The organism is Gardnerella sialicivorans subsp. sialicivorans (assembly GCF_056746795.1).
In genome coordinates this window covers 56,757-83,425 of sequence record NZ_JBWPXA010000004.1, presented here as the reverse complement: position 1 = coordinate 83,425, position 26,669 = coordinate 56,757, and the positions used below count along the sequence as shown (strand labels likewise).

Below are 26,669 nucleotides of genomic sequence, written 5' to 3'. Positions count from 1 at the left end.
AAATCTAAAAAATATGCGCGCTTAGAGTCATAATAAAAATATGACTATTGCAACTGTTGAACGTTACGCGCAAATGCTTGATGCCGCCAGCAAAGGTGGATACGCCTACCCTGCGATTAATGTTACTAGCACACAGACCTTAAACGCAGCACTACAAGGATTTGCCGAAGCACAAAGCGACGGCATTATTCAAGTGTCTGTTGGCGGATCTGCATATTTTTCTGGTCAGTGCGTAAATAATCGCGTTGTTGGATCAATCGCATTTGCGCAATTCGCGCATCAAGTTGCTGCACAATACCCAAACATTACGGTTGCATTGCACACAGATCATTGTGCAGAAGCCTATTTAGACGATTGGATTAGGCCACTTTTAGCTTATGAGGCAGATCAAGTTGCAAACGGCAAAGAGCCGATTTTCCAATCGCATATGTGGGATGGTTCCACAGTTAAACTTGAGCACAATTTAGACATTGCAGAAGAATTGCTAGAAGAGTCAAATAAAGCGCGCACGATTCTAGAGATTGAAATTGGTGCAGTTGGCGGCGAAGAAGACGGTCATAGAGCAGATATTGACGAAAAGTTGTATTCCACTCCGCAAGAAGCTATGCGCGTTGTTGAGCGATTAGGCTTAGAAGACCGCGCAAAATACATGGCTGCTTTTACGTTTGGAAACGTTCACGGAGCTTACAAACCAGGCGTTGTTAAGCTTAGGCCGCAGTTGCTAGACAACATTCAGAGCGCTGTATACAACAAGTACAAGCTTGATTTGTGCAATCGCAAGTTTGGTGTACCAACAAAACCATTCTTGCTGGTGTTCCATGGCGGATCTGGCTCCACGGCCGAAGAAATAGCGCAAGCTGTAAAATATGGCGTTGTAAAAATGAATATTGACACAGATACGCAATACGCTTTTACGCGCGCAATCGCCGACCACATGTTCCACAACTACGACTCGGTTCTTAAAATCGACGGCGAAGTTGGTGCCAAGAAGCTTTACGACCCAAGGTCTTGGGGCAAAGAGGCAGAAAAAGCAATGGCTCAGCGTGTTGTTGAAGCCTGCGTGCAGCTTGGGTCTGCTGGAAAAGCTCTAAAATAGTGTAATCGCAAATATTATTAGGCGTTATTTGGCATTATTCGGTATTGGCTTTGCGCTAGTCTTAACACGTAGGAATTGTGTTTATTTGGGCAATGTTAGCCCAAAAATGGAGGTGCGGCATGCCTGGAATTGTGCTTATTGGCGCTCAATGGGGTGACGAAGGCAAAGGTAAAGCAACTGATTTAATTGGTTCTAAGGTAGATATTGTTGCGCGTTTTAATGGCGGCAATAATGCTGGCCACACTGTTGTTGTAGGAAACGAGTCTTACGCATTGCACTTACTTCCTAGCGGCATAATCAGCCCAAATGTAACTCCTGTTATTGGCAACGGCGTTGTTATAGACCCAGAGGTTCTTTTTGAAGAGATTGACGCGCTAGAGTCGCGCGGTGTTGATTGCTCGAGGTTGCTTGTTAGCGAGTCTGCGCATGTTATTACTCCATATCATCGCGTAATTGACAAAGTTACAGAGCGATTCCTTGGAAAGCACAAGATTGGCACAACGGGTCGCGGAATTGGCCCGACTTACGCAGATAAGATTAATCGAGTTGGAATTCGCGTGCACGATTTGTTTAACGCGGATCATTTGCGAGATAAAGTAGAAGCCAGCTTGCATCAAAAGAATCAAATGCTTGTTAAGCTTTACAACCAACATCCAATTGATATTGATAACGTTACCAGCCAGCTTGTAGAGCTTGGAAAGCGCTTAAAGCCATACGTTGCCGACACTTCGCTTGTTCTAAACCGAGCGATGGAAAATGGTAAAACTGTGCTTTTTGAAGGCGGCCAGGCAACAATGCTAGACGTTGACCACGGCACATACCCATTTGTAACGTCTTCTAATCCTACAGCAGGTGGCGCTTGCACAGGTACGGGCGTTGGCCCTACGCGCATTAATCGCGTAATCGGCGTTGCTAAGGCTTATATTACGCGCGTTGGCGAAGGCCCATTCCCTACAGAACTTTTGGACGAAAGCGGCGATTGGCTGCGCGAGCAGGGTCATGAATATGGCGTAACTACTGGTCGCCCTCGCCGATGCGGATGGTTTGACTCTGTTGTTAGCCGCTATGCTACTCGCGTAAATGGCTTAACAGACATTGTTCTTACAAAGCTAGATGTTTTGACTGGCTTAAAAGAGATTCCGGTTTGCGTAGCTTACGATGTAACTTTAACTGACGGAAGCGTTGAGCACGTAGACGAGATGCCAGTAGATCAGTCTTTGTTTGCTAGCGCTAAGCCAGTTTACGAGATGCTTCCAGGCTGGAGTGAAGATATTTCTAAAGTGCACAAGTTTGAAGACTTGCCTGCAAACACTCAAAGCTATGTAAAGCGCTTGGAAGAGCTTTCCCATTGCCGTATTTCGGCAATCGGTACTGGCCCTCAGCGCGACCACATTATTAGTGTTCATTCGCTGATTGACTAGTGGCTATTTAAATAGCGATTTAAGGCGGCTAAAAACTATGAGTATTCCAAGTAGTAATCACCCCAATTCGCATAACGCGCTCAAGCGTAAATCACTTGGTGCAAAAATCTATTTTGTTGTGTTTATTGGCGGATTGCTTGGCGCTTTTGTGCGTAGTGAAATAGGCGTTTTTACGCACGGCATGCATTGGGACTCGGGATATTCTATGCTTTTTAGCCGCTTTACTTTTGCAACTCTTTTGTCTAATGTTTTAGCATGTTTTATTCTTGCTTTAGTAAGTTCGCTTGTAGCAAGTGGATTGCGCAGCAAGAACAAAGACTTAATAAAATACGGTTTTTGCACAGGATTTTGCGGCGGACTTTCAACAATGTCTACTTTTGCTTTTGAAGGCGCATATTCCGCATTTACCGCAATGAACATTGTAAAAGTAATTGCCATTATGGCGTTTTCTATGATTTTTGGCATTTTAGCGGCTCTTGCTGGGAGTCTAATTGGAGATAAAATTTTTGCTTTTAATGGCAAAGGCGGCGCAAAATGATGTTTTACACATACGTTCTTTTTTGGCTGCCTGTTGTTTTCGCTGGACTTGGTGCTGTTCTTCGTTGTGCAATATCTGACGCAATCGGGCGCGTTTATAACCATGATTTTCCAATCGCGACTTTGCTAATCAACGCTTTTGCATCTTTTATAATGGGCTTAGTTACATCCCTAAGTTCTGCAATTATATACAATTTAACTTTTGCTTCAGCTATTGTTTACACTTGCGCATTGGGATTTTTAGGCGGATTTTCAACGTTTTCAACAGCAATCTTAGAAGTCGTAAGCCTGTTTAAGCTAAAGAAAATCAAGCTTGGACTATGGCTTTTTGTTAGCGAACTAATAGTGCCATTCTTATGCGCATTTATTGCATACGCTGGACCGTGTTTTGTAATGTTTTTACTTCTAAAGTCTTAAGTTTTGAATTTTATTAATTAACGTATTTTATTTATTAATTGACATATTTTATTTATTAATTAACGTTTATTGTGTTATTAAAATGTTAGAATGCTTTGTGTATTTGTTTGCGATTTGATTTAAGAATAGGTTTATTGTGGCTTTGAAGAACGTAGGCGGTTTTATACGCGATTTTTTGCGCGACTTTTCGGATCGCATTCTTAAAACACTTAAGCATCTTAGATGGAAGATGGTTCTTGCAGGCGTAGTTGTTGGTCTTGTTTCTGGCGCGCTTGTAGCAACTTATAGACTTGGAATTGAGTACGGAACCGATTTTGCGCGATGGATGTATGCGCAAATATTGCAAAACATGCTTTGGATTGCGCCTTGCGTGATTTTTGCGATTGTTGCTGGGTTTTTCATTGGATGGATGAGTCGCAAAGAAAGCATGGCGTCTGGAAGTGGCATTCCACAAGTTGTTGGATACGTTCAGCGCGGACTAAAAATGTGTTGGAACACCATTTTGCCTGTTCGATTTGTAGGCGGATTGTTGGGGTCGCTATTTGGCTTGTCTCTTGGGCGCGAAGGCCCTTCGATTCAAATCGGAGCTTGCGGCGCGCAAATGATGTCTCGCATCTTTAGAAAAGGCAATAAAAACGATACGCAAGAGCATTATGTTGTAACTGCTGGAGCTGCAGCTGGATTATCGGCAGCATTTAGCGCTCCACTTTCTGGTCTTATGTTTGCTATGGAAGAAGTTCAACACGGATTGTCTTCTACTGTTCTTATGGGAGCTGCTGCTGCATCTATTGGCGCGGATTTTGTGTCTCAAACATGCTTTGGACTTAGGCCTGTTTTGGACTTTGGAAGGATTCCAGACTTGCCAATGGCACTTCATTTTTGGCTGATTCCACTTGGCATTTTTGCAGGACTTATTGGCTCTTTAATGAACAGATCCTTACTTGGATTGCAAACGCTGTATAAGTATTTGCCAAAATGGGCTCCAGTATCTGTAGCATGTTTAATCGCGATTCCTGTTGGATTGTATTTGCCAGAAGTTCTTGGTGGAGGCTCGAATCTTGTTAAGCTTTCCGAATATGGAAAAGCAAGCATAGCTCTTTTGTGTATTCTGTTTGTTGCAAAAATGCTATTTACTTCTACAAGCTTTGGATGCGGCGCGCCTGGCGGAATTTTTATGCCAATTCTTGCTGTTGGAGCACTTGCAGGCGGCGTTGCTTCTCGCGCAATAATAAGCATTCCGCTTCTTGGCATTGACGCAAAGCTAATGCCGATTTTTACAGTGTGCGTTATGGCTGGAACGCTCTCAGCTTCTGTAAAAGCTCCGCTCACTTCGATTTTGCTAACTGTAGAGATGTCGGGAACAATGATTCACACTCTTCCAGTTGCTGCGTCTGCTTTTATTGCGCTTCTTGTATCCGATATTTTGCGCACTAAGCCAATCTATGGCGAACTTCTGGAAAGGTACATGGCTTCCAATCCAAAACTTGTGCGTTAACGTGCTTGTGCGTTAATACTCTAAATTACTAATACGCTAAAAACTTGTACATTAAAACAATAAAACAGCAATGTGGATAACTTTTTGGCGGATTTGCAACGTTTATTGAGCCTTTAACCACATTCTTACAAAAGTATTGCTTATTTATTTTGTATGCGATTCAATAGCTGCATGAGCAATATGAGTATTGATAATTACGATGCGCCTACGTGCGCTGCTAGGGTACTTAACACATACCCTCCGCAAGCGAGCGCGCTTAAAAACGCCATTAATCAGTCTAATAATGTTAACGACTCAACTGTTATTGCATCTTTTAATCGCAGTTGTGAACTGGATGAAAATCCTACGTTCAACAAAGATTTTGGCGTTATAAGCAATCGTGTTCTTCAAGACAATCGCAATAATAGTGTTGCTCAAAAAACTACTGGAAGCTTGAACTACTCGCTAAAGCCTTTTCCAAAAAATGTTGTAATTGGTTCTGCAGCAAATAGCGGAATTGGCTTAAGCACTACTCTTGCACTTCTTGCAAGCAATATTGCTAGTAAAAAATACGTTGTAGCTTTAATCGATGCAGATATTTCTAATGGCGGTTTAGATGTTCTACTTGGATTGGAGCAAGACGAAGGCAGAAGATTGCAAGAGGTTCAAGCTCCTTTAGGAAGACTAGACGGTTACGTTTTGCGATGCGAGCTTTTGCATTGGAATAATGTTGACGTTTTAGCTTATTCGCCTTGGAAAAACGAAGAACCTAAACCGTGGGTTATTGAGGCTGCAATTAGAGGTCTTGCTAAAGCTTGCGACGTTGTGATTGTAGATATTGGATCTGGATTTTCAGCAAGAAGGCTTTTACAAAGTCTTCCAACTCTAGCGAATGTTCCAACAATTTTTGCATCGGAACTTAGCGTTTTAGGTTTAGCTCGATTGCGAGCGCATCTAAAAAATCTAGAGTCGGATCATAAAAATTACGCCGAGAATCTAACTTATATTGTTGCAGGCTTAAATCCACGCGGGCTTTCTAGCAGATTTTGCCCAGTAGAGATTACAGAAGCTTGTGATTATTTGCTTTGCAATGTAGAAGGCCCAATTGGTCACGATTCTAAGATGTACGAAGACATAATTGGCGGATATGGGATTAGAAGCATACCAAAATGCGCGCAAAGTGCGGTAGAAAAAATCACCGTATGGCTGCTTGGCGACTCGCGCAAATCGGGTTTAATGGCATCTAGTACACAAGGTGATTCTTCTTATGCGTTTGGCAGATTTTCAAAAATAGTGGGTGGTAGGCATGGCTTTACAAGATATTGATTTTGGAATTTTGCAAGATATTGCAGATAATCCAAATGTAACGGATATTGTTGTTACAGACGAGGGAAGAGTTTGGGCAGACTTTGGTCTGGGCCTTAATGAATACAATCCAAGAATACCGTTTGATAATCCCAGCGTTTTGCGCGAATATGCAGTCTGGCTTTGTGCTCAATTAGGTAAACGATTAGACGACGCATGCCCGATTGCAGACGCTTCTAGCCCACTTGGCGTACGCATTCACGCTCTTATTGCACCAATAGTTTTGAGCGGAGCTGCTATTTCGATTCGTTTCCCCGCGTTAAAACACTATTGTTTAACGGAGCTTAGCAGCAAAGGCATGTTTCCAATTGAACTATCTAGAATTCTTTATTTACTTGTTGAAAGTCGCGCAAATATTTTGATTACAGGTAGCACGGGTTCGGGAAAAACAACACTTATGAAGGCTCTGTTAGCTTCTTGTAATCCAAAAGACAGAATAGTTACTGTTGAAGAAACTAGGGAATTGGGATGCGTTTCTAACGATTACGTTTCTTTAGCAACAAGAGAGGCAAACGTTGAAGGCGCAGGATGCATTGATTTACAAGAGCTTGTAAAAGCCACTTTGCGAATGCGCCCAGACAGAATCATTTTAGGAGAATGCAGAGGAAAAGAAATCGCTGATTTATTGCGCGTTTTTACATGCGGACACAAAGGCGGAATGACGACTTTGCACGCAGATAAAGTGCAAAAAGTTCCAGCGCGATTAATGGCCTTGGGCTTGCTAGCAGGGCTGGAGCCAATGGCACTTTGCGCTCTTGCTGCAGATGCATTCGATGTTGTTATTCACGTTGAGCGAGTAAATGGAATGCGCGTTGTAAAGGAGCTTGGAGTTTTAAGATCTAATGATTCTGGCGCTCTGGAAGGTGTTCCTGTTTTAAGAGTTAAAGGCGCACAAATAGAGGCCACTTTAGAGTGGAAAGATTTTTCATCTAAATGGCATTTGCCGTTAAATTCGCAAATCGTTTTAAGAGCTTAACAATCAAAAAGCAAAACAGGCAAAAATGAGCTAACAAAGGATTTAACATGAGTATTGAAGAGTCGCTAGCATCTCTTGTTGCATCTTTAAAATCGGGAGCTTCGTTTGAGTCGATTATTAGCGTATGCTCCGATTGCAATGTTAATGGCGATGCGCGCAAAGCATACAACAAGCAAATAAATGCAGAATCAATATTAAAGTGGATTGACTCTAGACTAAGCGAAAGCACAATAGAGTCTAGCCTAGATAGCTCTTTCAAAAACGCGAAGAACACAAAAAATACAAAAAATTATAAAAATGCCAAAAAACAAAAAGACATTCGTAAAATAGCGCAATCTCTTATGAGTGTATACAAGTTGAGTAATTCGATTGGCTGCCCAATGGCAGATTGCGTTCAAGCTGTTGCGGATTCTTATTATGCAAACAAAAGGGTTGATGAATTAAGCGCAGAAGTTTTTGCAATGCCAAAAGCCACTATTAAGTTACTTATTGCACTGCCATTTTTGTCTCTTTTAACTGGTCAGCTTTTGGGAGCAAACCCAATACTAATGATTTTTACAAGCTACAAGGGCTATACGCTTTTAAGCGTTGGAATGGCATTTTACGCGGTTGGAGTTATTTGGGTTGCAAACATCCTTAAAAATTCTAGAAACGCAATGCAATCCGTTTCTTTTGATGGCAATTAAAACGCAATCAAAAATAATCTAAGAAGTAATAAAAGAAATATTTTTAGTCAAAACTTAATGCAGTAAAGGAGGATAAATGCTAAGAGCAATTATTATTTGGCTTATTTTAGTTGCGTACATAATTATTTTGTGCAAACTTTTTTCTAAGCAAATGGCATCTAGCTCACTCTATGAGCGCGCCGTTAAACCGAGCGTTTTTATGCAAAACACTTACGATTTTAGACGAAACATAATAAGCGATATAGACCCGATTCTTGGTTTGCAAATGATAATAGTTGCACTAAAAAGTGGTGTTGCAATAACTAGAGCACTAGACGTAGTAGGTTGTTCTTTGCCTGCATCAAAAGGAATTTGGCTAAGTCGCGTTTCTAAAGCGCTTATCTCTGGCAGCACTTGGAGAGAAGCTTGGAGTGAGCCACATGTTTGTTTTAGTAAAAAAGATAAGAACGCTTACACGTCTTTGATTTTGAGCACATGGCTAAAAAATTCTTTGCGTGAATCTTGGGTTTACGGAAGCTCCCCCGTACCAGTACTTAACGCCGTTTTGCAAAACTACGAGCAATCAATGAAGAATGTTGCAAAAAAAGAAAGTTCCAAACTTTCTGTGAGGCTTCTTTTGCCAGTTGGATTGTGTTTTTTGCCAGCGTTTATTTTTGTTGGCATTTTGCCAACAGTTGCATCATTTATGCACTAACATAAAAGGTTTTTGCAGATTGATAGTCGCGCGCAAAAATGGCACTTAAAAAATTTGTATCCAAACTGGGTACATAAATAAAAAATAAACAATAAATAAAAGAAAGGAAGGTAAGTAACATGAAAACAATTGCTAAAGCATTTTCAAAACTTTGTTGCGAGTTTACAACAAACGCAAACAAAGGATTGATTAAAGCAGAACAGGCGTGCAATAGTATGCAAAACCGCTTGAATAACAGTCTAAAGAAACTAGACGAAGGAGCGGTTACTGCAGAATATGCGGTTGTTCTTATAGCTGCTACAGCTTTTGCAACAGTTCTTATTGCTATTGCTAAGTCAGATGCTGTGCAAACAGCTATTAGCGAACTTGTTAAAAGAGCTTTGCACGTTAGCTAATGTAAAGAAGAATATACGCGTGAAACATTGCGTGAAACATTATGAAGCTCTTGTTGGAATTTAACAAGATTCGATTATATTTAACAAGATTCGTATTAAACAAGATTCAGTTAAACAAGATTAAAGAAATGTTAAAGAACTAAGCATAAACACCAATAATGGAGACTTACTAATGCGAAAGAAATGAGAAAAATGAAGAATTATATATTTTTGAATATTTTCAACAAAAGGAATGCAAAAAATACAAGCATAAATAGTTACAAGCAAACTAAAAGCACTAAATTCACTAAAGATACTAAAGATACTAAAAATGTTAAAGATGTTAAAGATTCAGGTGCAGTAACCGCAGAATTTGCGATTATTCTACCTACAGTTGCGATTCTTGCTATAGTGTTAATTTTTGTAGGCAAATCAGTAGTAAATACAATGAATTGCAACGATGCAGCAGGCCAAGTTACCTATTACATTGCATCTACACACGATTCTAAAGAAGCTCAAAATATAGTGCATAAAGTATCTGGAAAAAATAGTTCTGTAAAAGTCGAATATGTTGGAAATATGGCAGATATTGTTGTTAGTTGCCCGGTTGTGCCAGACCCGCTGAAGATTTTACCAATGCAAGTAGAAGCGCGCATTAGTCAGGTTTTAATATGAATCAAAAAAGAGCTAAGCGATTAATAACGCAATGCTTAGAAGCTAAACATTTGCACGGAGCGGATTGCGGATCTGGAACTATGCTTGGCATAGGATTAGTAACCGCAATCTGCTCTATTCTGGTTCTTTGTGCGGTTATTGGAACAATTCTTGTTTCAAAACATCGCGCATACGCGTTAGCAAATGCAGCGGCAATATCGGGAGCGGTTGCTATACAAAACATGCACGGAGACGCTTGCAAAATCGCGCAAAACACAGCTACAGCAAACAATGCAAAAATCGAGTCTTGTGTGGAAAAAGATAACGATGTATCGCTAAAATTAAGCGTTCCTTTACACGTTCCAATGGCCTCTAGAATAACCGTAAGCGCTAAAGCGGGTTTAGTGGATTGTAGCGAGTGAACCATAATGTAGCATGTAGTAGAGCGCATCGTTAGCATGTTAGTACTTAGATGATTAAAATGGAACAGATGATTTGCTTAAACAGTAAGCGGATTCAAGTTAATATCTAGTTGGCGGTAGGTTATAGTTATGGCACTTGCGTTGTATCGAAGATATAGACCAGACACTTTTGAAGGTGTTATTGGTCAAAATCAGGTTACGATTCCGCTTATTAGAGCACTTGATCAAGGCAAAATTACGCACGCGTACCTATTTTCTGGCCCGCGCGGATGTGGAAAAACAAGTTCGGCACGAATTTTAGCGCGATGCATTAATTGTGAACAAGGTCCAACTTCTAAGCCGTGCGGAAAATGCCAAAGCTGTAAAGATCTTGCAACAGGCGGCCCAGGTTCTATAGACGTTGTAGAAATAGACGCTGCAAGCCACAACGGTGTTGACGACGCTAGAGAATTACGCGAGCGCGCAGGATTCGCACCAGCAAGAGATAGATATAAGATTTTTATTTTAGACGAAGCTCATATGGTAACTCCTCAAGGCTTTAACGCTTTGCTTAAGATTGTGGAAGAGCCACCTGAGCACGTTATGTTTATTTTTGCTACGACTGAACCAGATAAGGTGATTGGAACAATTCGCTCCAGAACTCACCACTACCCGTTTAGGCTTGTTCCGCCAGAAGTAATGGGTCCGTATTTAGAGAGTATTTGCCAAAAAGAAGGCATTAAAGCACAAAAAGGCGTTCTTCGGCTTGCCATGCGAGCAGGCGGCGGCTCCATGCGAGACACGCTTTCTGTGTTAGATCAATTGATGATTGGCTCCGTAGATGGCGTTATATCGCTAGATTCTGCGGTTGCTCTTCTTGGATTTACGCCTTCTAACTTAATCGGAGATGTTGTTGACGCTCTTATTGAAAAAGACGGAGCAAAGCTTTACGAAACTGTGCAAAAGGTTATTGTTGGAGGCTTCGATAGTCGCAAGTTTGTAGAAGATTTGCTTGGTCGCTTGCGCGATTTGTTACTATTGGCTTCTGCTGGAGTAGATAGTGCTAAAAACTTGCTTGGGGATTTATCGCCAGAAGACATGCAAGATTTGCAACGTCAATCAAGTCAGCTCACTTTGCGAAGCTTGTCTAGAATGGCAGAAATTGTAAATAATGCTTTTTCGGGAATGGCAAATGCTGTTTCGCCTAGAATGAATCTTGAGATTCTTGTTGCACGCTTACTTTGCACTAGAACGGATTCGAGTGAAAACATTCAAACGCAAGTTTATGCAAAAAATGTTGAAGCGCCAAAAGCGAACGTAAAGCATTTTATTGGGTCGGCCAATGCAACTGAGTCTGCAAGCGCAATACAAAATAATGCGCAAAGCGATGCTCAAAATAATGCTCAAAATACAATTCCAAACACTCAAAAATCTGTTATTACAAATACGATTGAAACTGCCGAAACAGCTTCAAAGTGGCTAGAACAGCCAGAAAACGCAAACGCTAGCATGAATGCAAATGCAAGCGCAACTACAAACGCGCATCAAATTTTAGACGTTGACGAAGCTTGGAACAATCTTGTTAAAAGTCTTCCAAATGATGTTCGCGAATACGTAGAAAGAAATCACGTTCCAAAAGTTAGATTAGACGAAAGCAATCCGCTAAAAAGAAAGCTTGTTTTAACATTTGATGAGCCTATAAGTCAGCATGCTTTTGCTCTTGCTCTTTGCACAACCGCTCCTTACGATGGCAAAAAAGTGCCAGTTGTTGTTATGAGCAAAGTAAAAGACGTTTTTGGTAAAGATGTTTCAATAGCGCCTGATTCTGTTGCGGAAAATGGACAAAAAGTTGAATCCGTAGCAAAAATGGATCCACAAAAGCTTGCGCAAGTTAAGCGCGAATTGCTTATGCGCAAAGCTGGAATTGTAAAAGGATTTGGCAAAAACACAAGCGAGGAAAGCGAGTTAAACGCTGATAGCCCTTTAGGCGGTGATAGCCCTTTAGATAATTCTTTAGGTAATCATTTAGATAACCCTTTAGATGATCATTTAGACGCATCGCAAGATGACGCTTGGGCTAGTATGGCTTCTGCTCCAATGGGAGACGCAATTGCTTATGCGCGAGCGCAAAATAAAACGCAGTCGCAAGATAAAACTCAGCAATCGCAATCTCTTACTAATCAGCAAGAAAAGCAAGCAATAAAGCCAGTTGATTTTGATAGAGCGCAAAACGTGCAAGAAACGCAAGAAGATCAACCATTGCAAGTTTCATCGCAAGAACAAGTTTCGTCACAAGCACAAACTCATTCTGCAGAAGGCATAAATGGCGCTCAAGAAGACGAATGCTCAATGCAAGACGAGTCTTTAGAATCCGCTACAAATTTGAGCATAGACGACTTGGAAAAAATGTTTGAAGTCAAATCTGTAAAAGAATTCGGCGCAAGCGACCCAAATAATCCTAAAAACGCGCGCGCACGCAAAAGAAAGCAAGAGGAATAAATGCATAATGTGTCATCGTACGAAGGCGCAATCGGCAGAGTTATAGACGCATTTTCTAGCCTTCCTGGAATCGGCCCAAAAGGTGCACAACGAATTGCATTTTACATACTTTCGTCTTCTAACGCGCAAGCGCAAGAACTAATCAACTCGATTAACGACTTAAAAGAAAACGTGCGATTTTGCGAAATTTGCGGAAACGTGTGCGAACAAAGTCCTTGCGTTGTTTGCTTAGACCCTAGAAGAGATCACACAAAAATATGCGTTGTAGAAGAGCCAAAAGACATTATGAGCATTGAGCGCACGCACGAGTACGCTGGCGTTTACCACGTTTTGGGCGGAGCGATTAATCCAATGGCAAACGTGGGTCCTGCAGACTTAAAAATAACGCAACTACTTGAGCGCTTAAAAGACGCACAAGTAAAAGAGGTTATTTTAGCGCTCGATCCAAATATAGAAGGCGAAGCAACAGTCACGTATTTAGCGCGACTGCTTGAGCCGCTTGATATAAAGGTGACTCGGCTTGCAAGCGGATTGCCAGTTGGCGGAGACCTTGAATATGCAGACGAAGTGACTCTTGGGCGCGCTTTTGCAGGAAGGCAAGACGTTTAGAGATTGCACGCGGAAAAATCGCAAGCAGCCACTCGCCAGAATGCACGCCACTAATATATTGCAAAACAAAAATAAAAATAGAAATAAATAAAAATAAATAGAGCACGCTTGGTAATCTGATTCTAGATTAATTCTTCTAACGCGCTTGCTTTAGAAGCATAACCTGAACATAAGGGGTTAAAGTGGCTCTTATAGTGCAGAAATACGGCGGTTCGTCTGTAGAAGACACGGACGCAATTCAGCGCGTAGCAAAAAGGATTCTCAGTACAAAAGCTGCTGGAAACGACGTTGCGGTTGTTGTTTCGGCTATGGGAGATACAACAGACAATCTTATTGACCAAGCAATGAGCGTAAACGCGCATCCGCCTGCCAGAGAGATGGATATGCTTATGACTGCAGGCGAGCGCATTTCTATGAGCCTTCTAGCAATGGCGATTCACGCGCAAGGCTCGCACGCATACTCTTTTACAGGTTCGCAAGCTGGTTTTATGACGGACGCGCAATTTGGAGCGGCGCATATTCGCGCTGTTAAGCCAGATCGCGTTCAGCACGCGCTTAAAAAAGGCAGTGTTGCTATTGTTGCAGGATTCCAAGGAATCAGCGAGATTGGCGACGACACAACGCTTGGCCGAGGCGGCTCAGACACTTCGGCAGTGGCGCTGGCTGTAGCTTTGGGCGCGGATATTTGCGAGATTTACACAGACGTTGATGGCGTTTTTACAGCAGACCCTAGAATCGTTCCAACAGCAAAGCGGATCCCAGTTATTGACTACGATTCAATGCTAGAGATGTCGTCTTGCGGATCGCGCGTTTTGGCTTTGCGATGCGTTGAATATGCGCAACGATTTAGCATGCCATTGCATGTTCGCAGCTCGTTTTCGCACAGAAATGGCACTTTGGTTGTTCCTAATGGCGTAGATCCAAAAAGCCTGCCAAATCTAAGCTAATTATTTATTAAAAGATATAAGCGTAAGACGGTAAATAATACACAGCATAATACACAGTAAATAAGCAAAAACAATAGACATAGGCAATAGACAGAAGGCGGCAAAAATGGCAAATACAATAACAAATAAAGTGGCAAATGTAGATATTCGCTCCACAATGGGCGATTTATTCCCAGACTTAGGACCAGAAACTCCTGTAATTTCAGGCGTTGCACACGATAGAAGCGAGTCCATGATTACTCTTAGAGGCGTGCCAGATAAGCCTGGAAACGCAGCAAAAGTGTTTACGACTCTTGCTACAGCAAACGTTAACATTGACATGATTGCTCAGGCAAGCGCATCTACCGAAACGGCAGACATATCTCTTACAGCTCCAAGCTCGGCTTTGGATGCCGTTTGCAAGGTTTTGCAGTGCGCGCGCGGCGAATTGCAATTTACGTCTATGGATGTGGACCCTTCTGTTGGAAAAGTCGCAGTTGTTGGCGTTGGAATGAAAACTTATTCTGGTCTTGCAGCCACTTTCTTTACAGCGCTAAGCGATCACGGAATTAATATTCTTATGATTTCCACATCCGAGATTCGCATTGCGGCGATTGTTCCAGTAAAGCAGCTAGACGAAGCGGTTCGCGCACTTCACACGGCTTACGGATTAGACGCAAGCAAAGTCGAAGCTGTTGTTTATGGAGGAAGCGGACGCTGATCGCGCGCAAAAATCCGCTTAAATAATCGTAAAAATCAAAGAAAATCACGCAAAATCGCAAAATAAGGGAGACAAAATGGCAATTATAAGCAACACAGGCGTAAACCTTGCGGTTTTAGGCGCCACTGGCCAAGTTGGAATGGTTATGCGCCGCGTATTAGACGAGCGCGATTTTCCAATTAAAAACTTGCGATTTTTGGCTTCCGCACACTCTGCAGGAACTGTTTTGAACTATCGCGGCAAAGATGTTGTTGTAGAAGACGTGGAAAAAGCAGATTTAAGCGGAATAGACATTGCGATTTTCTCCGCAGGTGGCGGAACATCCAAAGTGTGGGCGCCGCGATTTGCCGATGCAGGCGCAATAGTAATCGATAACTCTTCTCAATGGCGTATGCATAACGATGTGCCTCTTGTAGTTGCAGAAGTAAATCCGCAAGATTTGAACGATATTCCGCGTGGGATTGTTGCAAATCCTAATTGCACAACAATGGCGTGCATGCCTGCTTTAAATCCACTTTCTAAAGCTTTTGGCCTAAAGCGACTTATTGTATCTTCCTACCAAGCAGTTTCGGGAGCTGGCAGAGCTGGCGCGTTGCAACTTATGAACGAAGCGCAAGCGGCTTTAGATCAGGGCGCAGATAAGCTTGTGTTTGATGGAGATGCGATTGATTTTCCGCAACCAACCAAAGTTGCGCGCACAATCGCATTCAACGTTGTGCCATTTATTGGCGCGATTGTTGATGACGGATCGCAAGAAACCGACGAGGAGCAAAAGCTTCGCAACGAAAGTCGTAAGATTTTGCACTTGCCAAAGCTCGCAGCAAGCTGCACATGCGTGCGCGTTGGCGTTTTTACGGGTCACGGAATGAGCATTAATGCCGAATTTGAGCGCGATGTAACTCCAGATATGGCTCGCGAAGTACTAAAATCTGCCACTGGCGTTGCACTAGACGATATTCCTACTCCTCAGCTTGCTGCAGGAAAGTCTGCAAGCTACGTTGGCCGCATTCGCCAAGATCAAGCGGTTGATGGAAAACGCGGATTAGCAATGTTTATTACAAACGACAATCTTCGCAAGGGCGCTGCTCTTAACGCTGTGCAATTGGCGGAAATCGTAGCTAAAAAGCGCGGATTTGCGTATTAATAAAGCTAAGTCGCACTCGCGATTGTAGAAAATTTTACGTAAAATATAACTATGTCTATTGCTTCGCAAGAAATACAAAAGCAGCTTGACCGCATTGTTGCCCTTGGCTACCCAGATGTTGCAGATATGAGCGCAGCGGCGTTCCGCGCTTTAGCATTGCCACTTATTCGCGCGCTTGAGCAAAGCGATTTGGGAACAAACATTCTTCTTGTGCCTACTCGCGAGCTGGTTTCGCCAGAATCCTTGATTTCTAGAACTAGCATTGAGAGAATGGCCGGTTTTACAACAATGCCGCCTCGAGATATAGCTAGTTTCTTGCCACAAGATGGTTTTGAGCCTCCAGAAGGGCCATTTTACCTTGCGATTGACCCACATACGGGTACATCGTATTTGAATCGCGAGCCAGATGTTGCTAGAAAGCTTATAGACTCCGACGAGCGCCTTCCTTTGACTTTGGAAGAAGGATTAGCGATCGCGACGCAGCACCCAGATTGGCTTGAAAGCAAAAATGGCTTTAATCTTTTAGGCTCAAAAAGCTCCGATGGAAGAGTTCCAAGTATTTGGATAAGTCAAGGAGCCGCACGTCTTGGCGCTGTTTGGCCAAATTCGAGGCACACTTGGCTTGGAAACGCATATTGCACGGCAAGGCGTGGCGTATCGCTATTCCAATAAATAGAATTAAATATTAACCGAATAAATTAAAATTAAATAATAAATTAAAATTAAGCATTAATAGCGAAAGCATAATTAAGTAGTCAGTAAGAAAGGTGTATTGTGGCGTACATAACTTTTGATCATGTTGTAAAAGAGTACCCATCTGGATCAAGTGTTGTGCGCGCGCTAGATGATGCTAGTTTTACTGCCGAACGCGGAAAGCTCACCGTAATACTAGGGGCTTCGGGTGCAGGTAAAACTACAGCATTGAATATTTTAGGTGGCATGGATACAGCAACAAGCGGTAGTGTAACTGTTGGTGATTTAAATATTACAAAGCTAAATGGCAGCGGATTAGTAAAGTATCGAAGAGAAGATATTGGCTTTGTTTTTCAATTCTATAATCTTGTTCCAAACTTGACTGCATTAGAAAATGTGGAGCTTGCTTCACAAATTTGCTCAGATCATTTTGATCCAGCACAAACGCTTATTGACGTAGGTTTGGAAAAAAGACTTAATAATTTCCCAGCACAACTTTCTGGAGGCGAACAGCAGCGAGTTTCTATTGCACGCGCACTTGCTAAAAAACCTAAGTTGCTTTTATGCGATGAGCCTACGGGTGCGCTAGATTACGAAACTGGAAAAGCTGTTTTGCAATTATTGCAAGATATTTGCCAAAAAGAAGGAATGACGGTTCTTATTATTACACATAATGCTGCTATTGCTCCTATGGCTCATAAGGTTGTGAGATTCCATTCTGGAAAAGTTATAAGCGAAACAGTGCAAGAAAATCCTACGGCAATTGCAGATATTGAGTGGTGATTTGTAGTGAGTATTGAGACTTTAAAATCTAAGAAAATCAAACGCAAAATTGCGATTCGCAATAAGCGCACACACTCTATTTTGCCAATAGTTTTTATTAGCGCTGTAAGAATGTGGATTCACGAATGGCGTCGCTTTTGCATACTAGCAGTTATAGCAATGCTTGGTGTTGCTGTTATGACTGGCATTTATGCAGGATGCAACGATATGCTTCTTGGAGCAGATGACACTTACTCTAAGCTCAAAGCTTACGATTTACAAATCGTTTCCACTCTTGGATTAACTAAAAACGATGTTAAATCAATCAAAAAATTGCCATTTGTTAGTGAAGCAGAGGCAGAAAAGTCTTTTAAAGCTACTGCTCATCCTTCAAATAATGCCGACTCATCTTATGCAATGAACGTTGTGCAATATAATCACGATTCTAAAAAGCTAAATCGAGTACATTTGCTTAGTGGCAATATGCCAACCAATAATCGTCAAGCTGTAGTAACTGAGCGATTTTTGCACGATAGTGGGTTGCGCGTTGGTAGCACACTGTTTTTGAGTATGCAACAAAACGCTAATCAAAATAATCAACATAATTCGTCTAATCAACCGAATCAAAATCAAGAATATAAGCTTCTAATCACAGGAAGCGTGCTAGACATAAACGATTTAGACAATCCAAAAGGGTATCAATCAAAAGCTTTCCGCAATTCTGTAGTATCGCGCTACCCTATTTTTACCTCTGCGATTACTGAAAACACAAATAATCTTCCATACACGTCTATTTCTGTGCGCCTAGATGAGACTCAACGAGTTAACGATTTTTCACAAAAGTATCGCGCAATTGTGGCAAATGCTTCAAACCAAATTAAAAATAGCGTGCAAAATGATTGCGAAGAAGCGCGCACAAATCAAGTTATAGAAGACCAAACTAATCAAAAAGTAGATCAAACTATAGCCAACATGCCAATGCTTAAAAACGCTCCCAACTCTGTTTTAGCTAAGGCTCGCACGCAAATTTACGCAAAAATTAAGACAGAAGTGCAAAAGCATGTTCCTCAAGCAAGATGGCATATTTTTGCTCGCATATCAAACGGGAGCTATACTCGCTTGCGTTCTGATGTTGCCTCGATTCAATCTCTTGGATACGCTTTTCCAGTGCTTTTTCTTGTAGTAGCAATGATGATGAGCCTTACATCCATGGCAAGAATGGTAGAAGAAGAGCGAGGGCTAATTGGAACGTACTTAAGCTTAGGGTATGGCCGTTGCGCAGCAATAACAAGACACGCTTTCTTTGCGATTTTTGCATGCTTTATAGGCGGCGGAATAGGCGATATTCTAGGATTCTTAGCAATCCCATCTTTACTACTCAAGATTTTACGCGGATTGTACACAGTTCCTGGAGTTGTTTTGCGATACGACTGGCTTTACGGCTCGCTTTGTGTGCTCGCGTTTGTAATACCAGTTGCAATATGCACAATAATCGTAAGCTGGAGGGAGACAAAGCAAGTTCCAGCGGCATTATTGCGTCCAAAATCTCCAAAAGCTGGAGCCCGCGTGATTCTTGAACGATTACCTTTTATTTGGAATCGTCTAAGCTTCCTAAACAAAGTATCTATAAGAAATCTAGCTCGTTTTAAAAGCAGATTATTTATGACGATTGGCGGCGTAGCTGGTTGCACGGCATTAATCGTATGTGCTTTAGCGTTAAACGATACTGTAGCAACTCTTGGAATACGCCAATATGACGGAATTTACCACTACGATATGATTTCTATTTCCACTCCAGATGCATTCCAAAATATGAAGAAAAGCGTGCAAAAAGATAAATCCAACAATCTTGTTGATGCCGTTTTGCCTGCCTACATTAGCTCTGGAGAAATCGCAAAAAGCAATGCGAATAATGGTAATTCTAACAGCAAATCACATAATAGCAGCGTTGAAGATTCCGAAAGCGTGCAAATCGTAGTTGTTAAAGATTCGGCAGCGTTGTCTAAAATGATTCGCCTCCAAGATGTTAACAATAATTTGCAAAATATTTCGCTTGATGACTCGGGTCTGCTTCTTTCACAAAGCGCATCATCATCGCTGGGCATTTCTAGTGGAGACTACATTACAATAACCAACTCAAGTTTTAAGCGTGCAAAAGTGAAGTCGCGCGCAATCGTGCGTAATCTTATTGGTTCAAACATTTATATGACTTCTCGTTGCTATGAAAGAATATTCGGTTTTAAAAATGGGAAAAATGTTAAGAATAATGCACTAATGATGCGCCTTCGCGGAAACGATGACGCAAAAATGCGTTACGCAGATCAATTTGCAAACAGAAGCGGCATTCTAGCTGTTATGAGCATTACGCGCATGAAACATTCGTTTAGCTTCGATTTAATGAATGCTGTTGTAGCGCTTATAGTAACTTTGGCTGCTGGCTTAGCATTAGCCGTGCTATTCACGTTAGCAAGCACAAATATTTCGGAGCGCTCGCGAGAGATGGCAACGCTAAAAGTTCTTGGATTCTACCGTAGAGAAGTTCACGCTTACGTTCATAAAGAGATGTTTACTCTTACTCTAATCGGCGTGATTGTTGGCTTACCTCTTGGAAGATTGGTTGCAAGTCTACTAACAAACGCATTAAAGATGCCTGCACTGTATTTTGAGGTTGAGGTTTCTCCATTAAGCTATGCGATTGCTGGCTTTGCAACGCTGATTTTTGCTTTGATTGTTCAATGGTCAACTAATCCCGCATTGGATCGCATTGACCCTGTAAGTTCGCTTAAAAGTGTGGAATAATCCTATATGCGTTAAAAATGTTTAACAATAATCCAAATAATCCAAATAATCCAATATTTAAGGGTTCCTATAAAATTGAAAGCTCACGTCTAAAAGAATGGAGTTATAGCAATGAGTGATATTGACCACACAAACAATGGTCACACTAACAAGATGGAGCGCAGCCTTACAAAAAGACATGTGCAATTCATTGCTATAGGTGGAACAATCGGCACTGGCCTATTCTTAGGCTCGGGCAAATCCATTAGTCTTACAGGGCCAAGCATTATGTTTGTGTACATAATTGTTGGCTTAATCATGTTTTTGCTTATGCGTGGCATTGGCGAACTCATGTATAAAGACCCAAACCAGCACACGTTTATTAGCTTTATTACGCGATATTTAGGCAAAGGCTGGGGCGATTTTGCAGGATGGTCGTATTGGATAGTACTTGTGCTTATTGGCATGAGCGAGATTACGGCGGTTAGCACGTATTGCGTTACGTTCTTCCAAACTTTTGGCATAGATGTTAGCAGCTGGAAATGGCTTATAGAAGTAGCGTTTTTGGCTGCTTTAGTGTGCATAAATCTGGTTGCTGTAAAGCTGTTTGGAGAAACAGAGTTTTGGTTCTCAATGATTAAAATCACGCTGATTGTGGCTCTTATTGTAACTGCTGCCGTGATGGTTATTATTGGCTACCATTACCCTGCAACGGAGATTAGTGGCGTTGCAAATCCTGCAGGTCACGCAGGCTTTGATAATATTTTCAACAACTTCTCGCTTATGCCAAATGGATGGCTGGCATTTTTGATGAGCTTCCAAATGGTGTTCTACGCATACCAGCTTATTGAGTTTGTAGGCGTTACAGTTTCGGAAACTAAGAATCCTCGCCAAGTTTTGCCAAAGGCGATTAACGAAATCATTATGCGAATCTTGATTTTCTACGTTGGAGCGCTTGCTTCAATCATGCTGATTGTTCCTTGGCAACAATTTAAAGCTACCGATTCCAAAGGCGTTTATATGTCTCCGTTTATAATGGTTTTCCATTATGCAGGGCTTCATTGGGCTTCGGCGCTTGTGTTCTTTGTTGTTATTACAGCAGCATCTTCTGCTCTTAATTCACTGCTTTATTCTGCAGGAAGGCACATGTATCAAATTGCGTTAGAATCTAATTCTCCTGTTCTTTCGCATTTGCGCAAAGTTTCGCGCACTAAGGTTCCTGCGCGAGCAATTATTTTTTCTGCTGCGCTAATCCTGTTCTCGCCGATTATTAACTCGATTCCTGGAGTGCATGGCGCGTTTATTGTGTTTGCTTCTGCATCTTCGGCAGTAATAATCATGATTTACATTTTGATTATGGTTACGCACAGAAAGTACCGCGCTTCGGCTGATTTTATGCCAGACGGCTTTGTTATGCCGCACTATAAGTTGCTTAATTCGCTAACGATTGCTTTCTTTGCGTTTGTTTACATAACACTGTTTATTAGCGAAGACACTCGCGGATCTGCGATTGGCGGCCTTATTTGGCTCTTGCTTTTTGGAGGCTATTGCGCGTTGCATCAGCGCTGGCAGAATCGCGATTTAGCGGAGGCTTTAGGTAGGTAGTTACGCGATTTATCGGAAGCTTTGTGCAGATAGTTTTTGTGCAGATAGTTACGCGATTTATGCTACGCTTTTTGTGTGCGAATTATTGTTGCGGATTGTAGTGCAAAATACACGGGTAGGCTTAACGCAAGTCTTCCAACAGCTAAGCGCGTTTTGCTTATTAAAGAAGACGGAAGCGTGCTTATTTTTTCGGAGATTGGCTCATACAAGCCGCTAAATTGGATGGTTGCTCCATGCACGATGCGAGTTGAAAAGGATTCTGGCGAATCTGGCGAATCTGAATTAGATAGCGAATCTAATGAATCTAATGAAGAATTAGACAAATCAGATAATGAATCTAATGAAGAATCTAATGAAGAATCTAATGAAGAATCTGTTTTTGCAGACGGAACTGTTCTAAAAATCGCAGCTAAAAAGGGCAACGACATACTTCGCATAGTTTTGCAACACGTTTATAGCGATTCTTCCTACGATTTAGGCGAAGACCCAGGTCTTGTTAAAGACGGCGTGGAAGAGCATTTACAGCATTACTTAGCAGAGCAAATTGAACGCATTGGCAAAGGCGCAAAGCTTGTTCGACGCGAATACCCTACTGCGATTGGCCCAGTAGATATTATGGCTAAGGATTCTAACGGCGTTCACGTTGCTATTGAGATCAAGCGAAATGGCGGCATTGATGGCGTTGAGCAGCTTACGCGATATTGCGAATTGCTAAACCGCGACCCACTTCTTAAACCTGTTCGCGGCATTTTTGCAGCTCAAACGATTAGTCCACAAGCGCGCGTTCTTGCGCAAGACAGAGGATTTACTTGCCTTATTTTGGATTATGACGATATGCGCGGTGCTGATTCAAACGAGCTGCGACTTTTTTAGACATACTCGCGATTCGCGAATCGCTATCCTAGCGCATCCGCGCAGTCATACATCCACACATCCGCGCATTCACACAGTAGCGTCAGGCAGAATGACTGTCATAAGTCGACACATCTCGGTCAAAATGCGTAAGCTCACAGTCAAAATATAGTAGATGACAGTCATATATACGAAAATCACTGTCACGAACGAGAAAAATGACAGTCATAACACTTTTATCACAGTAATGACTGTGTACAAAATATAAAACATTAAAAATATAAAACATTAAAGCACAACTAAAAGTTGCTAAAGAAAAACGCTAAAATAGTGAATATGAGTGCAACAGTAGCGAAGAGATATGTTGAAGCAGCTGGCGGAATAATCTACCGCTTGCGCAAAACTACTAGCAAAGAAAGCAAGCCGAACAGCACAAATCCAAACGAAGATTTCGGTAATGTTGGCAGCGATTCCAACGCTTGCAATCAAGTGTTAAACGAAAACAACATAGAGCTTTGCCTTGTTTACCGCCCAAAATACAACGATTGGAGCTGGCCAAAAGGAAAGAACGAAGCGAATGAATCGCATCGTCATACTGCTGTGCGCGAAGTTGGCGAAGAAACAGGATACGCGGTTACACTGGGGCCGCACATTGCGCAAATCGAATATCCACTCGAAAACGAAGGCAAAAAATCATCCGCAAAAAGCAGCACAAAAAGCGGCTCGCAAAATAACGGTCAGCCAGAAGTAATCAAGCGAATCCACTATTGGATGATGCGCGAAATAAGCGAAAGCGATGCAATAAAGCGGCTTCCAGCATTTGGCCCAATAAAACCAGCGAAGCCTACGGAAATCGGCAATGTTGTTTGGCTTACGCCCGAAGACGCGCGCAAAAAGCTTACGCACGATAGCGATCAACTTGTTTTAGACGCATTCCTTGAGCGAATCAAATCTGGGCAAGCAAATTATAAAACGCTTATTCTTGTGCGTCACGGAAAAGCGGAATCGCGTAAAGCTTGGCAAGGAAGCGAAGCAACTCGCCCAATCACGCCTCTTGGCTCCGCTGCATCCTACGCGCTTGGTCGCGAGCTTGCTTGCTATGCTCCAAACAAAATTGTTTCGTCTCCTTGGAAACGATGCTTGGAAACTGTAGACGCTTTTGCAAAAAACTCTTCAATCAATATAGAAAAAGTGGCGGAGCTTACAGAAGATTTTCACGAGAAAAATCCAAAGTCAACTCTAAACGTGCTAGTAAGTGAAATCAAAAATCTTATAAATGCAACTAGCGATGGCAACACAGCAACAGCAAAATCAGAAACAAAATCAGAAACAACAACGGTTATGTGCCTGCATCGCCCAATTATTGGAACATTTTTTGCGCATTTACGGGATATCTCTAAGCCAAAAGCAAATAAACGCATACTTAGTCAAAAATCCCCATACATGCCTACAGGAAATGCTGTAGTTTTGCATATTATAAGCACCGAAAAAGGCCCTAAAATCGTAAACATAGAAAAGGTTTTGCCAATTGTCTACTAATCTAAATTCAAAATCTGGCTCAATTCACTCGAGTAGATCTGCGTTTATGCCAAGTCCAATCGGCGCAAATCGCCCTAGTAGGCCAGCGCAAATGGATCCAGCTATGCTCGCGCAAATCGAAGGTGGCACCGACCCGCAAATCGTAAACGAAATTAGCCACACTTCCGCAGCCGTTTTGCTAAACCGCGTTCATAAAACGCAAACTCCCGAGATTGTTGAGCGCGTGCTTAACTTGGTAGAAAACGAAGGCATTGAGATTATTGCGGATTTGTGGAGTAAAGCAGAGGCACAATCGCTTCCTGGAATGCTTTGGCGATTGTATTTGCTCCGCACATCACTACGCAAGAATGGCGACTCTTATGCTGCATATTGGCGCATCGGCGAGCCAGAGGCCACTAGCGCATCGGCGATTACTGGAGTTGACGAGTCTCCTACAAAAGAAGATATTGCGCGACTTGCAGACTCGATTCTTTCTGGAGCGTTTACTGGCGATTTTGCTGTTGCGCTATATCGCGCTTCTGTGTTTAGCGCTATTATTTCGCGCGGAATGCGCACATACGCAAAAAAGTTAAGCCAAAATGCGCAAGACTCTAGCAGCAACAACGCGCAAAAAATTGCCAGTATTTTGCACACTTGTGCGAACATGCACGCGCTTTCTTTAGACTTTGCTAGCGGCGCAAAATTGTGGCAGGCAGGCAAGCTTGATTAGATTATTCGCGGCGCGCTGAAATCTAAAAGCATGTATACTCGGGAGTGACGCTGGCTTGTGCTTAAGCCCCGGGCTCCATTTTTTGCCGCTGCGAGCGGCGTTTGCGCCGACAGGCGCTTTCGCAAGTCAGCGTTTTTAAGATGTTTTATATTCTCCAACAATTCACAAAATTCAACCTTCATTAACATTTGTTTATATTTTTCCTAAATAATCACGGCACGCCGCTAGCTTAACGTGCAATGCTTGCACTAATCTAGAAGGTATGGATCTTCATGTTTTACATCATCCGCTGGTGGACCACAAGCTCACCGTTTTGCGAGATAAGAATACACCATCTAATATTTTCCGCGAGTTAGTTTCCGAATTGGTAACTCTCGAAGCATACGAAGCAACACGCAACTTGGAAGTTAGCGATCGCGAGATTGAAACTCCTATTTGCAAGATGACTGGCAAGCATTTGAACCGTCCACGCCCAATGGTTGTGCCAGTTTTGCGCGCTGGCCTCGGCATGCTCGACGGCATGACTCGCCTTCTTCCAACTGCTGAAGTTGGATTCCTTGGCATGAAGCGAGACGAGCAAACGCTCGACATCGTAACTTATGCTAACCGTTTGCCAGAAGATTTGACTGGTCGTCAATGCTTCTTGCTGGACCCAATGCTTGCTACTGGCGGCACTCTTATTGCTGCTACGCACTACTTGGCAGAGCGCGGTGCTAAAGATGTTACTGCTATTAACATTTTGGCAGCGCCAGAAGGCTTGGAGCGCATTGAGAAGGAGATTGATCCTTCTATTGACTTTAAGGTTGTTGTTTGCGCTGTAGATGAGCATTTGAACGACAAAGCTTATATTGTTCCAGGTCTTGGCGACGCTGGCGATCGCTTGTATGGCTTGATTGACTAATAATCACTAGCTAAATCAAACGAAAACTAGAATATAAAGCTAAAATATAAAAACTAGAATCAAAAACTAGAATCTAAAACCACAAAAAGCCTGCTGATTTGCAACACTTTGCAAGTTCAGCAGGCTTTTGCATTAATTGATTGCGCAATATTGCGTCAAATCAGATAATATATCTACTAATACAACTACGCTTTATTCACAGCTCCTTTAGCATATAAAGCCTCTAAAGCATCGCGCAAAGCCCCACTGTAGCTGATTCCAGCTTTTTGCGCCCAAGTGTCAAGCCAAGCTGGAACAGTAACATTTTTACGAACTGCCTGAGAACCGTATTTTGCAGCATAGGAATCCATATCAAGCGCAACCATAGATAACTTTGAATTAGGATTTTCTGTAACAATATCACTAATATCACTAGCTTCTGGAGCAGTCTTGCCACTTTCTAGTTCTGTAAGAACCCATCCGCTTGCTGCATCTTCTGCCATAATCAGAGCCTCTGCAAGATTACTACCGCCAGTTACACACCCTGGCAAATCAGGAACTTCTGCAACAAAACCCCCACTATTATCTTCATATGGAGTAAGAATAACAGGATACGCTAATTTCATCATTTCACCTTTGTTTCACTAATTCCTGCCTGACGCCAGATTGACTTAACAACCGATGGGTTAATATCACCTGGATGTTTAGGTACTGTGACTTTACCTGTTTTAGTTTTATGTACGAATTGACAATGACTTCCACGCTGTGCAAAAAGTATCCAGCCGTCCTTCTTAAGACGTTTTTCAATCTCTTTGTATCTCATAAAAAGATTATACACACTATGCGCATAAAATAAA

At 42.1% G+C, this 26,669-nt stretch carries 27 protein-coding genes; 25 read left to right on the top strand and 2 right to left on the bottom strand.

The features are described 5' to 3' along the window. Positions 1-40 precede the first annotated feature (40 nt). From fbaA to upp, 25 genes are all read left to right on the top strand, one after another. Entirely contained in the window at positions 41-1,096 is a 1,056-nt protein-coding gene (gene fbaA / locus AC1EKB_RS03770) for a class II fructose-bisphosphate aldolase (RefSeq protein ID WP_415694466.1), read from the top strand. Positions 1,097-1,215: 119 nt separating this feature from the next. Beyond that, entirely contained in the window at positions 1,216-2,517 is a 1,302-nt protein-coding gene (locus AC1EKB_RS03765; RefSeq protein WP_481248889.1) for an adenylosuccinate synthase, read from the top strand. Positions 2,518-2,554: 37 nt separating this feature from the next. Beyond that, the gene (locus AC1EKB_RS03760; RefSeq protein WP_481248888.1) at positions 2,555-3,055 is read left to right on the top strand and encodes a fluoride efflux transporter FluC; all 501 of its coding nucleotides are present in this window, start codon (positions 2,555-2,557) and stop codon (positions 3,053-3,055) included. Beyond that, complete coding sequence (locus AC1EKB_RS03755; RefSeq protein WP_481248887.1) at positions 3,052-3,471, top strand: fluoride efflux transporter FluC; 420 nt, start codon at positions 3,052-3,054, stop codon at positions 3,469-3,471. The genes AC1EKB_RS03760 and AC1EKB_RS03755 overlap by 4 nt, the downstream gene beginning before the upstream one ends. A 136-nt stretch (positions 3,472-3,607) precedes the next feature. Continuing rightward, on the top strand, positions 3,608-4,966 hold the full coding sequence (locus AC1EKB_RS03750; protein WP_481248886.1) for a ClC family H(+)/Cl(-) exchange transporter: 1,359 nt from the start codon (positions 3,608-3,610) through the stop codon (positions 4,964-4,966). Positions 4,967-5,137: 171 nt separating this feature from the next. Beyond that, positions 5,138-6,271, top strand: a complete 1,134-nt coding sequence (locus AC1EKB_RS03745) for a CpaE/TadZ family protein (protein WP_481248885.1) — start codon at positions 5,138-5,140, stop codon at positions 6,269-6,271. Beyond that, positions 6,252-7,286 carry a TadA family conjugal transfer-associated ATPase gene (locus AC1EKB_RS03740; RefSeq protein ID WP_481248884.1) on the top strand — a complete coding sequence of 345 codons (1,035 nt, stop codon included), beginning with the start codon at positions 6,252-6,254 and terminating at the stop codon, positions 7,284-7,286. The genes AC1EKB_RS03745 and AC1EKB_RS03740 overlap by 20 nt, the downstream gene beginning before the upstream one ends. Positions 7,287-7,333: 47 nt before the next feature. Continuing rightward, the gene (locus tag AC1EKB_RS03735) at positions 7,334-7,972 is read left to right on the top strand and encodes a type II secretion system F family protein (RefSeq protein ID WP_481248883.1); all 639 of its coding nucleotides are present in this window, start codon (positions 7,334-7,336) and stop codon (positions 7,970-7,972) included. Between the two features lie 76 nt (positions 7,973-8,048). Further along, a complete protein-coding gene (locus tag AC1EKB_RS03730) occupies positions 8,049-8,666 on the top strand; it encodes a type II secretion system F family protein (RefSeq protein WP_481248882.1) in 618 nt (205 codons plus the stop codon). A gap of 119 nt (positions 8,667-8,785) precedes the next feature. Next, positions 8,786-9,061, top strand: coding sequence for a DUF4244 domain-containing protein (locus tag AC1EKB_RS03725; protein ID WP_415694458.1), 276 nt, complete (start codon positions 8,786-8,788; stop codon positions 9,059-9,061). Positions 9,062-9,253: 192 nt separating this feature from the next. Next, positions 9,254-9,715, top strand: coding sequence for a TadE family protein (locus tag AC1EKB_RS03720; RefSeq protein ID WP_415694457.1), 462 nt, complete (start codon positions 9,254-9,256; stop codon positions 9,713-9,715). After that, positions 9,712-10,116, top strand: coding sequence for an Rv3654c family TadE-like protein (locus AC1EKB_RS03715; protein ID WP_004132318.1), 405 nt, complete (start codon positions 9,712-9,714; stop codon positions 10,114-10,116). Before AC1EKB_RS03720 ends, AC1EKB_RS03715 begins: the two co-directional genes overlap by 4 nt. Before the next feature lie 129 nt (positions 10,117-10,245). Next, positions 10,246-12,594 carry a DNA polymerase III subunit gamma/tau gene (gene dnaX / locus AC1EKB_RS03710; RefSeq protein WP_415694455.1) on the top strand — a complete coding sequence of 783 codons (2,349 nt, stop codon included), beginning with the start codon at positions 10,246-10,248 and terminating at the stop codon, positions 12,592-12,594. Further along, entirely contained in the window at positions 12,595-13,203 is a 609-nt protein-coding gene (recR, locus tag AC1EKB_RS03705) for a recombination mediator RecR (RefSeq protein ID WP_004131082.1), read from the top strand. Positions 13,204-13,385: 182 nt separating this feature from the next. Then, on the top strand, positions 13,386-14,150 hold the full coding sequence (locus AC1EKB_RS03700) for an aspartate kinase (protein WP_415694454.1): 765 nt from the start codon (positions 13,386-13,388) through the stop codon (positions 14,148-14,150). 106 nt (positions 14,151-14,256) lie between these two features. Then, positions 14,257-14,850, top strand: coding sequence for an ACT domain-containing protein (locus AC1EKB_RS03695; RefSeq protein WP_481248881.1), 594 nt, complete (start codon positions 14,257-14,259; stop codon positions 14,848-14,850). Positions 14,851-14,926: 76 nt separating this feature from the next. Continuing rightward, positions 14,927-15,994: an aspartate-semialdehyde dehydrogenase gene (locus tag AC1EKB_RS03690; RefSeq protein WP_481248880.1), complete on the top strand. Its 1,068-nt coding sequence runs from the start codon at positions 14,927-14,929 to the stop codon at positions 15,992-15,994. A 51-nt stretch (positions 15,995-16,045) separates the two neighbouring features. Then, positions 16,046-16,666: a DUF5701 family protein gene (locus AC1EKB_RS03685; RefSeq protein WP_004131086.1), complete on the top strand. Its 621-nt coding sequence runs from the start codon at positions 16,046-16,048 to the stop codon at positions 16,664-16,666. A gap of 102 nt (positions 16,667-16,768) precedes the next feature. Further along, on the top strand, positions 16,769-17,470 hold the full coding sequence (locus AC1EKB_RS03680; protein ID WP_415694452.1) for an ABC transporter ATP-binding protein: 702 nt from the start codon (positions 16,769-16,771) through the stop codon (positions 17,468-17,470). A 6-nt stretch (positions 17,471-17,476) separates the two neighbouring features. Continuing rightward, positions 17,477-20,248, top strand: a complete 2,772-nt coding sequence (locus tag AC1EKB_RS03675) for an ABC transporter permease (RefSeq protein WP_481248879.1) — start codon at positions 17,477-17,479, stop codon at positions 20,246-20,248. A 111-nt stretch (positions 20,249-20,359) separates the two neighbouring features. Then, positions 20,360-21,832: an amino acid permease gene (locus AC1EKB_RS03670; protein ID WP_415694450.1), complete on the top strand. Its 1,473-nt coding sequence runs from the start codon at positions 20,360-20,362 to the stop codon at positions 21,830-21,832. 75 nt (positions 21,833-21,907) lie between these two features. Continuing rightward, complete coding sequence (gene nucS, locus AC1EKB_RS03665) at positions 21,908-22,705, top strand: endonuclease NucS (protein ID WP_481248878.1); 798 nt, start codon at positions 21,908-21,910, stop codon at positions 22,703-22,705. Positions 22,706-23,020: 315 nt separating this feature from the next. Continuing rightward, positions 23,021-24,223 (top strand): NUDIX hydrolase, encoded by a 1,203-nt coding sequence (locus AC1EKB_RS03660; RefSeq protein WP_415694448.1) that lies wholly within the window; start codon positions 23,021-23,023, stop codon positions 24,221-24,223. Between the two features lie 46 nt (positions 24,224-24,269). Next, positions 24,270-24,932: a thymidine phosphorylase gene (locus AC1EKB_RS03655; RefSeq protein ID WP_415694447.1), complete on the top strand. Its 663-nt coding sequence runs from the start codon at positions 24,270-24,272 to the stop codon at positions 24,930-24,932. Positions 24,933-25,194: 262 nt separating this feature from the next. Continuing rightward, entirely contained in the window at positions 25,195-25,833 is a 639-nt protein-coding gene (upp, locus tag AC1EKB_RS03650; protein WP_004120306.1) for a uracil phosphoribosyltransferase, read from the top strand. A 185-nt stretch (positions 25,834-26,018) separates the two neighbouring features. Here upp and AC1EKB_RS03645 read toward each other — a convergent pair whose 3' ends face one another. After that, the gene (locus tag AC1EKB_RS03645) at positions 26,019-26,438 is read right to left on the bottom strand and encodes a type II toxin-antitoxin system HicB family antitoxin (protein WP_415694446.1); all 420 of its coding nucleotides are present in this window, start codon (positions 26,436-26,438) and stop codon (positions 26,019-26,021) included. Next, positions 26,438-26,635, bottom strand: coding sequence for a type II toxin-antitoxin system HicA family toxin (locus AC1EKB_RS03640; RefSeq protein ID WP_032841657.1), 198 nt, complete (start codon positions 26,633-26,635; stop codon positions 26,438-26,440). The genes AC1EKB_RS03645 and AC1EKB_RS03640 overlap by 1 nt, the downstream gene beginning before the upstream one ends. Positions 26,636-26,669 lie beyond the last annotated feature (34 nt).